This window comes from Ornithinimicrobium sp. (assembly GCF_051004135.1).
GTDB lineage: Bacteria > Actinomycetota > Actinomycetes > Actinomycetales > Dermatophilaceae > Ornithinicoccus.
Genome location: NZ_JBPCKQ010000011.1, coordinates 1 through 8,793 on the forward strand (window position 1 = coordinate 1; position 8,793 = coordinate 8,793).

The 8,793-nt window shown below is 69.3% G+C and carries 9 protein-coding genes; all 9 read left to right on the plus strand.

From position 1 onward, the window contains the following. Nucleotides 1–233: 233 nt before the first annotated feature. Nucleotides 234–1,322: an IS110 family transposase gene (locus ACR2FV_RS00645; protein ID WP_434013802.1), complete on the plus strand. Its 1,089-nt coding sequence runs from the start codon at nt 234–236 to the stop codon at nt 1,320–1,322. Between the two features lie 20 nt (nt 1,323–1,342). After that, on the plus strand, nt 1,343–2,884 hold the full coding sequence (locus ACR2FV_RS00650; RefSeq protein ID WP_434013803.1) for an ABC transporter substrate-binding protein: 1,542 nt from the start codon (nt 1,343–1,345) through the stop codon (nt 2,882–2,884). Then, complete coding sequence (locus ACR2FV_RS00655; RefSeq protein WP_434013804.1) at nt 2,881–3,885, plus strand: ABC transporter permease; 1,005 nt, start codon at nt 2,881–2,883, stop codon at nt 3,883–3,885. The genes ACR2FV_RS00650 and ACR2FV_RS00655 overlap by 4 nt, the downstream gene beginning before the upstream one ends. Further along, a complete protein-coding gene (locus tag ACR2FV_RS00660; protein WP_434013805.1) occupies nt 3,875–4,792 on the plus strand; it encodes an ABC transporter permease in 918 nt (305 codons plus the stop codon). The genes ACR2FV_RS00655 and ACR2FV_RS00660 overlap by 11 nt, the downstream gene beginning before the upstream one ends. Beyond that, nucleotides 4,789–6,396, plus strand: coding sequence for an ABC transporter ATP-binding protein (locus ACR2FV_RS00665; RefSeq protein ID WP_434013806.1), 1,608 nt, complete (start codon nt 4,789–4,791; stop codon nt 6,394–6,396). Before ACR2FV_RS00660 ends, ACR2FV_RS00665 begins: the two co-directional genes overlap by 4 nt. 155 nt (nt 6,397–6,551) lie before the next feature. Continuing rightward, entirely contained in the window at nt 6,552–7,043 is a 492-nt protein-coding gene (locus ACR2FV_RS00670; protein WP_434013807.1) for a hypothetical protein, read from the plus strand. Nucleotides 7,044–7,126: 83 nt separating this feature from the next. Then, nucleotides 7,127–7,297 (plus strand): Mu transposase C-terminal domain-containing protein, encoded by a 171-nt coding sequence (locus ACR2FV_RS00675; RefSeq protein WP_434013808.1) that lies wholly within the window; start codon nt 7,127–7,129, stop codon nt 7,295–7,297. A 223-nt stretch (nt 7,298–7,520) separates the two neighbouring features. Then, nucleotides 7,521–7,664 (plus strand): GPGG-motif small membrane protein, encoded by a 144-nt coding sequence (locus ACR2FV_RS00680; RefSeq protein WP_434013809.1) that lies wholly within the window; start codon nt 7,521–7,523, stop codon nt 7,662–7,664. A 237-nt stretch (nt 7,665–7,901) separates the two neighbouring features. Beyond that, on the plus strand, nt 7,902–8,793 hold an 892-nt coding region (locus tag ACR2FV_RS00685), incomplete at its 3' end, for an acyl-CoA dehydrogenase family protein (RefSeq protein ID WP_434013810.1).

Below are 8,793 nucleotides of genomic sequence, written 5' to 3' on the forward strand. Positions count from 1 at the left end.
GACTGCGATGATCAGTTGCATGCCATCCCGGGTCGGGTCTGACTCTTGGAACGACCGGCTTTCGTGCCTTTAGGTTGATCTGTCGGCTCGTGCCTGGGGTGGCATCCCGGCCCCACCGGCCAGGCGAGCAGTGACCTTATAGGAGCCTGGCCAAGAGGCCCCGTCGCAGTCCTGTCCGCTCGCCCGTCCGGTGGGAAGACCATCACCCACCGCTAGGACGCGAGGAGATAGCAATGACCATCATGCCGCATGAGGCACCGGATCGACGCGCCATCATCGGGGTCGATACCCATAAGGACGTGCATGTCGCGGTCGCCCTGGACACGCTGGGTGTGCGACTGCAGGAACGGTCCGTCCCGACTACCCCCTCCGGCTACGTGCAGCTGGAGCAGTGGGCTACCAGCCTGGGCACCGTGCAGGCCTTCGGTGTGGAGGGCACGGGGTCCTACGGGGCTGGGTTGACCCGGTTCCTGACCGCTCGCGGCCACCGAGTGGTGGAGGTCAACCGCCCCGACCGGGCCACCCGGTATCAGGTCGGTAAGAGTGACCCCATCGACGCTGAGATGGCCGCCCGGTCGGTGCTGGCCGGCACCGCGAGGGGCACACCCAAAGACGGTGCTGGCGCCGTGGAGATGATCCGGATGCTCAAGCTCACCAGGGACTCTGCGGTCAAGGCGCGCACCCAGTCGCTGAACCAGATCAAAGCGCTGCTGGTCACTGCCCCCACCGAACTGCGTGCAGCCCTGAACGACCTGACCGTGGGCAAACTGCTGCAGCGCTGCGAAGCGTTGCGTCCCGGCCCATTGACGTCCACGACCGCGGTGGCCAAACACTCCTTGCGGCTCCTGGCACGACGCAACCTTGGACTACGCCAGGAGGTCAAGGACCTCACCCGGCAGATCCGAATGCTCACCGACACGGCAACACCCCAACTGCGCGAGATCTTCGGCGTCGGCCCGGACACCGCTGCCAGACTCCTGATGACCGCGGGGGACAACCCCCACCGGTTGCACTCCGAGGCCGCCTTCGCCGCGCTGTGCGGGGTGAGCCCCATCCCAGCCTCCTCAGGCAAGATTCAGCGGCACCGCCTCAACCGCGGTGGCGACCGGCAGGCCAACGCCGCGTTGCACCGTGTCGTGGTTGTCCGCCTGCGCTGGCACGAACCAACCCGGACGTACATGGAGCGACGACTCAAGGAGCACAAGACCAAGGCCGAGATCATCCGCTGCCTGAAGCGCTACGTCGCCCGCGAGATCTACCGGACCCTGTGCCCCACGCCTGCCCTCCCCGCCACGAGTGAAGTCGCAGCCCACGCCGCTTGACATCTATAGGAGCATCAACCTTGGTCGCCGCGGCTGTGCTGCTGCTGAGCGCCTGCAGCAGCACCATGGAGACCGGGGGCACCGCAGCCGGAGGCGAGGAGCGCGGCAGTCTCACCTACGCCAGCGACCAGACCCCCGACACGTTCAACCCCGCCATGCTGGTCGAGCACACCAACCCGGTGACCGAGATGGTCTTCCGAGGCCTGGTGGCGCACGACGCAGACAACGAGGTGGTCCCGGCGCTCGCGACCGACTGGACCGTCTCCGACGACGGGCTGACCTACGAGTTCACTTTGCGTGAGGACGTCACCTGGCACGACGGTGAGCCGTTCACCGCCGATGATGTCGTCTTCACCCTCCAGGGGGTGCGCGACCCGGCCGCCGAGGCCGCCGTCGCCGCGAACTTCGCTGCCGTCAGCGACGTCACGGCTGCGGACGACACCCACGTGCGGATCGCGCTGTCCGAGCCGTCCGCCCCGCTGTTGGACGTCCTGACCATGGGCATCCTGCCCGAGCACGCGCTGGGCGACTCCTCGGTGACCGACCCGGACTTCGGCATCGCACCTGTCGGGACGGGCCCGTTCCGGCTGGTGGACTTCAAGAACGACCAGTATGCCAAGCTGGTGGTCTTCGATGACTTCTACGCGGGCGCGCCCGGTCTGGAGGAGGTGATCATCACCTACGTGCCGGACTCCACCGCACGGGCCGTGCAGCTGGCCAACGGCGAGGTAGATGCGGCCTACGTCGACCCGCAGCAGGCCCAGGCCGTGCGGGACGACGACGCCCTGAGCCTGCAGGTGTTCCCCATCGCCGACTACCGGGGGCTGCTGCTCAACATGGAGCGACCCGTCTTCGCCGACCCGGCGCTGCGCCAAGCGCTGAACTACGCCGTGGACCGGGACGCCCTGGTCGAAGCGGTGGTGCTCGGATTCGGCAAGCCGGCAACCAGCCCACTGGGCATGAGCGACCTGGAGGATCCCGACCTCGCGCCCTACACCTTCGACCCGGACACAGTGCGCGAGCTGATGACCTCGGCCGGCTACACCCGCTCGGACCAGGGTCCGTGGACCAAGGACGGCGAGCCGGTGTCCTTCACCATCTCCACGTTCGCCGAGGACTCGGTGCGCGTGGGCCTGCTGGAGGTGGTGACCACCCAGCTCAAGGAGCAGGGCTTCGACGTGACCGCACAGCCATTGCCCCGGGACGCGGTGGAGTGGGCAGACCTGGACGCGTTCGTCATCGGCTGGGGAACGCCCTACCACCCTGACACCTCCCTGTTCGCGCCGTTCCACTCCTCGCAGGCGCTGACCGCGGGCGGGTCGAATCTGGGCAGCTACAGCAACGCCGAGGTGGACGCCGCCCTGATGGCAGGCCGCCGCGGCGAGACCGGTGCCTACGTCGACTTCCAGCAGGCGATCGCAATCGATCCGCCCTACGTCTGGCTGGTCTACCTGCAGGCCCTCAACGCCTTCCCAGCGAGCTTCTCCGGTCCCACCGAACGCACCCTGGAGCACCACGGCTTCGGACTGTTCTGGGATGTCGAGACCTGGCACTGGGAGTGAGCAGCGCCGCCTACCTGGCCCGTCGAGCCACCTCGTCGCTGGTCGTCCTCGTCGCGGTCTCGGTGTGGTGCTTCGGTCTGCTGGAGCTGGCCCCGGGTGATCCCGCCCGATCGGTGCTGGAGGCCCGCAGCGGGGGCCGGCCCGTCTCCGAGACGGCGATCCAGGCACAACGGATCTCGATGGGCCTGGACGAGCCGCTGGCGGTGCGCTACCTGTCCTGGGCGGCATCAGCGGTCCGCGGAGACCTCGGAGCCTCCTACCTGACCGGTCGCCCAGTGGCCGACGAGCTGGGTGGCGCGGTCGGTTGGACATTGACGCTGGCGGGGGTGGCCACCCTGTTCAGCGTGCTCGGTGCCCTGGCCGTGGGCCTGCTGGCCGCGGTCACCCGATCGGCCGGCCTGCGGCGCAGCATCGAAACGGTCATGTTCACCCTCGGTGGCATGCCGGGCTTCATCACCGCACTGCTGCTGCTCTACGTCTTCTCCGCCCAGCTGCAGGTGCTGCCCTCCGGCGGACTCGGACGCCCGGGAGAGTCGATGAACCTGATCACCGTGGCCGCGCATGTGGCCCTGCCGGCCGCCGCTCTGGCCTTCGGACACCACTTCGGGATCTACGTGCGCCTCGTCCAGGGCGGGGTCGCCCAGACGGTGACCGCCCCGCACACCGAGAGCGCCCGGGCACGAGGTGTGCGGACGTGGACACTGACCCGGCGGCACCTGCTGCGTCCGGGACTGGTGCCGTTCGTGACCCGTCTCGGGGTGGGTACCGGCGGGCTGTTCGCCGGCGCCTACGCCATCGAGGTGGTCTTCTCCTGGCCGGGGCTGGGACGGATGGCCATCGAGGCGGCGCGCGCGGAGGACTACCCGGTGCTGACGGCGGCCGTGCTGCTCACCGCGGGCTGCGTGCTGCTGGCCAACCTGGTCGGCGAGCTCGTCGCGATCCGACTCGACCCCAGGGTGCGGCTCTCCGGCGCGGGGACAGGAGTCGCGCATGAGCACTGACCAGCTGCCCGCCGAACCGCAGCAGACCCTGCCGCGCGCTCGTCTGCCCCGGTGGGCCCGCGAAGGGGTGCCCGGCCAGGATGGCGCCCGCCGGCCGCGAGCCGGGTCACCCGCCCTGTGGGTCGCCGTCGCAGTCCTGGCCGTGCTCGGCGCGCTGTGTGCAGCGGCGCCGCTGCTCACCGACCTGGACCCGCTGGCCACCGACACCACGGCACGCAACCTGCGACCGGGGACTCCGGGACACCTGCTCGGCACCGACACGCTCGGGCACGACCTGCTGACCCGATTGCTCTACGGGGGCCGCACCTCGCTGCTGATCGGACTGAGCGCTGCAACGGTCACCGTCCTGATCGGCGTGGCCCTGGGCGCGCTGGCAGCCCAGGGCCCCCAATGGCTCGACGCCCTCATCACCCGCGCCGCCGATACCATGCTCGCCCTACCGCTGCTGGTGGTCGTCCTGGCACTCTCGGCGGTGCTCGGCGGCTCCCTCACGGTAGTGATCCTGGCCATCGCGGTGACGTCCTGGATGCCGGTGGCCCTGATCGCCCGAGCCGAGCTGCGCTCTCAGCAGCAGCGGCGCTACGTGCGTGCCGCCCGCTCCCTGGGCCTGTCCCCACGACAGGTGCTCCTGCGACACTCACTGCCCGGCTCCCTGCCCCCCGTAGCCTCGATCGCCGCCTTCGAGGTCGGTCACGCCATCCTGACCGAGTCGACCTTGAGCTTCCTCGGACTGGATGTGCCGCCGAACCGCCCCGCGTGGGGCACCCTGCTGCAGAACGCACAGTCACATCTGCTGACCGGGCAGTGGTACACCGTGGCCCTGCCAGCCGCGATGATCGTGGTCACGATCATCGCCGTCAACGTCATCGCCTCCGCTCTGTCGCCGACTCGGGGGCGGGCCTGGTGAGCCCCCCGGCGCTGCAGGCGACAGGCCTAGGGGTGCGCTCGGCGACCGGGGAGGCACTGGTCCACGGAGTGGATCTGGACCTGCACCCCGGACGCACGACCGCCCTGGTGGGGCCGAGCGGCGCAGGGAAGAGCCTGACCCTGCGGGCGGTGGCCGGTCTGCTGCCTGCCGCCCTGCGGGCGTGTGGTCAGGTCCGGATGGGCAGCGTCGACCTGCTGGCCACGCCGCCCCGACGACTGCGCCGTCTGCGGGGCACGGCCCTGGGCTGGATCGGCCAGGACGCGACGGCGAGCCTGAATCCTACGGTGCCGGTGAGCCGTCATTTCGTTGAGTCGATGCGGACCCACGAGTCGGAAGGCCGGGCGCGGTCCACCGAGCTCGACCGTGGTCTAGCAGCCCTGCTCGAGGTCGGCCTGGAGAATCCCGAAGGCATCTGGGGCGCCTACCCCTTCGAGCTGTCCGGGGGGCAGGCCCAGCGGGTGGCGATAGCCCTGGCCACCCTCTGGAGGCCGCAGGTGCTGCTGGCGGACGAGGTGACCGCCGAGCTCGACCCCGTCAGCCAAGGCGAGGTGCTGCACCTGCTGCGAGATCACGCGGATCGGGGCGGTGCCGTCCTCCTGGTCACCCACGACCTGGCTGCTGCCGCTCGGTGGGCCGATGAGACCGTGGTCATCGACGCCGGCAGGATCCTGGAGCGCGGTGACAGTCGCGGACTGCTCGGATCTGCCGCCACCCCGCTCACCCGAGCCTGGTCGCACGCGCTGACCCGGCCCGTCGCGCGAACACCAGAGGCGCAGTCGGTGCCGCCCGCGACCGAGCAGAGCACCGTGAGCTGCGCCCGGGTGAGCCTGACGCTGCACGGACAGGGACGACATACCCTCGCCCTGGACGACGTGGACCTGCAGATCCGTCGCGGTGAGGCTCTCGCCGTCATCGGACGCAGCGGATCCGGAAAGTCCACGCTGATAGGCGTCCTTGCCGCGCTGGAGCGCCCGGACACAGGTCGGCTGAGCGTCAACGGCGTCGACGTCTGGGGTCTGTCGCCGGCCCGGATCCGCGCCACGCGACGGACGGTAGGTCTGCTCTTCCAGGATGCGTTGTCGTCCTTCGACCCCCGCTACACCGTCCGCCGGGTCATTGGTGAAGGGCTGGGCGCCGCCAGTGCGACGACGCAGGCTGACCTGCTGATCCGGGTCGGTCTGGACCCGGCCATGCTCGACCGGCGTCCGGAGACCCTGTCCGGCGGCCAACGACAGCGCGTGGCGCTGGCCCGTGCGCTGGCCCCCGAGCCCACCATCCTGCTCGCCGACGAGCCGACCAGCGGTCTGGACGTCCTGGCCCAGGACGAGCTCGTGGAGCTCCTGGCCAGGGCGCGGGAGGAACAGGGGCTGACGGTCGTCCTGGTCACCCACGACCTCAGGGTCGCTCGGCAGGTGGCAGACCGGGTCGTGGTCCTGGACCAGGGCCGGATCGTCGAGCGGCTGGACACCGCGGATCTGGGCCGCGCCGCACACCCGGGCACGCGGGCGCTGCTCGAGGCCAGTGAGCCGGTCGAGCACTCCGTCACCGCCGGAACAGGGCCACGCCCAACGATTTGCGGGTGAGGTCCGGCACCGGCGCCGACGGCGGGTAGCCGACCGGGATCAGCAGGAATCGCCGCTGTTGTCCATGTCGGAGGATGTGTGGGCGCAGGCTCGGCATCGGGCGGGGGTGATCGGTGCCTTGGCGGATCGGCGTGTACAGCCGGTGCCTGATCGGCATGGTCATCACATTGAAGGCACCCTCGGCGGTCTCGGTCGGGTTGTGTCTGGCCCAGGCGTGCTGCGACAAACGACCCTGGCTGGAGAGTCTCGGGGTCGAGGTCCACTGGCCGATGAGCGGCAAGCCGCACCGGCTGTCCTGCACAACGCCTTCGGAGTTCAAAAGCGCAGCGCTGCGCCGGGGTTGTGAGCAGCACGGGATCGAGCTGACCTACCGGCCAGGAGGGCAACCGCACTACGGGGGCATCGTGGAACGCGTCATCGGGACCGCAATGACCAAGGTGCACGAACTACCGGGCACGACGTTCTCCGACCCTGCGGACCGGGGCAGCTACCCGTCGGAGAAGAAGGCAGCGTTGACGCTGCGGGAGTTGGAACGCTGGCTGGTCCTGGTGGTCGCGACCTACCACAGCAGCACCCACAGGGGGCTGGGACAGACCCAGCAGGGCGGTGGACCCAAGGGGTCACAGAAGATGGGGATCCGGCGGTAGTCACGAGCCCGACGGCCTTCCTCGTCGACTTCCTCCCGGTGATTCGACGCGCTCTGACCCGGACCGGGTTCGAGATTGACCACGTGCACTACTTCAGCAACGCGTTGCGCCTGTGGGTCGCCCGTCGGGCCCAGTTGGGCAAGTTCGTGATTCGGCGTGACCCGCGCGATATCAGTCGGGTCTGGGTCCTAGAACGCGAGGGTCGCGTACCGGACGGGTGTTGCGGGACGTTTGATCATCGCCGCACGCGCTGACCTGCAGCGACGCAGCAAGGGGTTGATGCTGGTGAAGGTGCTGATCATCTGGGCGGGGGCTCGGCGCAGGGCGGGCAGGTCGGAAACGTAGGGCACGATCGAGGACATCAACCCGCAGAGACTCCCGTCCCGCGCTGCCCGTTGAAGTTGTGGTGCCTCGCGCAAGGGTCCATGCTGCTGGGACGGACCGGTATTCGCGGTCGCGGCACTGTGAGGAGCATCAATGGCAACCATTCTCTGGATTATCGCCGTCGTCCTGGTCGTCGCCGGCATCTTCGCGCTCTTGCGCAAGCAGATGCTGTGGGGGATCGTGCTGATCGTTGTCGGGCTGTTGGTCGGCCCCGGCGGCGTGAGCATCTTCACCTGATCCGATCTCCCGGCCCATGCCCATCGGCTTGCCGGATCCAGGCTCAGGCCGGGGTATGGTGCTCGACCCGCGTGCGCGCAGGGTGAACACGGCATACCCGACGATCACCGCGAAGGAGGCGGCCGGGACCACGAAGGAAATCGCGGCGGTGGAAGGGAGGCTTCTGGCATGGTGTCGCAGGTTGAACGTCCCAGCACGGACGTGTCCGCGGACCGGTGCCCGGGTCCGGGCACGGCCGTGAGCAACACATCGGGCACGGACGCCGGCGACGCGGGGCGGCTGATCGAGCGGTTCCGCGCCGTTTTGTCGCGGACCTTCGGGCACAGGGCCGACCTCGACGTGATCGGCCAGGAGCGGGGGCTGCCGCCGTTTGTCATGCGTGAGGTGCTCGCGGCGCAGCCGATGCGGGCATTCCTGCCGACTCGCTTCGGTGGGTTCGGTGACAGTTTGGCACCCAGCCAGGCAGTGATGGAGGAGGCGGCCTACCACTCCCTGGCCCTGGGCCTGACTATGGGCATCAGTGGCAGCCTGTTCGTGCAACCCGTCGCGAAGTATGCCGACACTGAGGTTGCCCAACGCATCCTGCCGCGTCTGGCCGGTGGCGGCAGCCTCGGCGGCCTGATGATCACAGAGCCCGGCTACGGCACGGACGCTCTGTCGATGAGGACCGCCTGGCGTCGCGAGGGTGATCAGTATCGGGTCGTGGGGACCAAGCACTGGGCCGGGCTGTCCGGCTGGGCCGACTACTGGCTGGTCATGGCGCGCCCCGGCAAGGACGACGGCGACCTGGGCAACGGCATCGATATGTTCATCTGCGACCAGAGTGATCCCGACCAGCAGATCACGCTGGTTGAGCAGTATCCGGCCCTTGGGCTCTACGCAATCCCCTACGGCCGCAACAGGGTTGATGTCCTCGTTCCCTCCACGCATCGCCTCAGGGGTGACCGTGCCGGCCTGCGGATGATGATGGACTTGCTGCATCGGTCGCGATCGAGCTTCGCTGGCAGTGCGGTCGGCTTCATCCACCGGATGGTCGATGAGGCGGTCGCGCACTGCACCGAGCGAGTCGTCTCAGGCCGACAGCTGTTGGCCTACGACCAGGTGCAGGCCCGCGTCGCCCGGCTCCAGG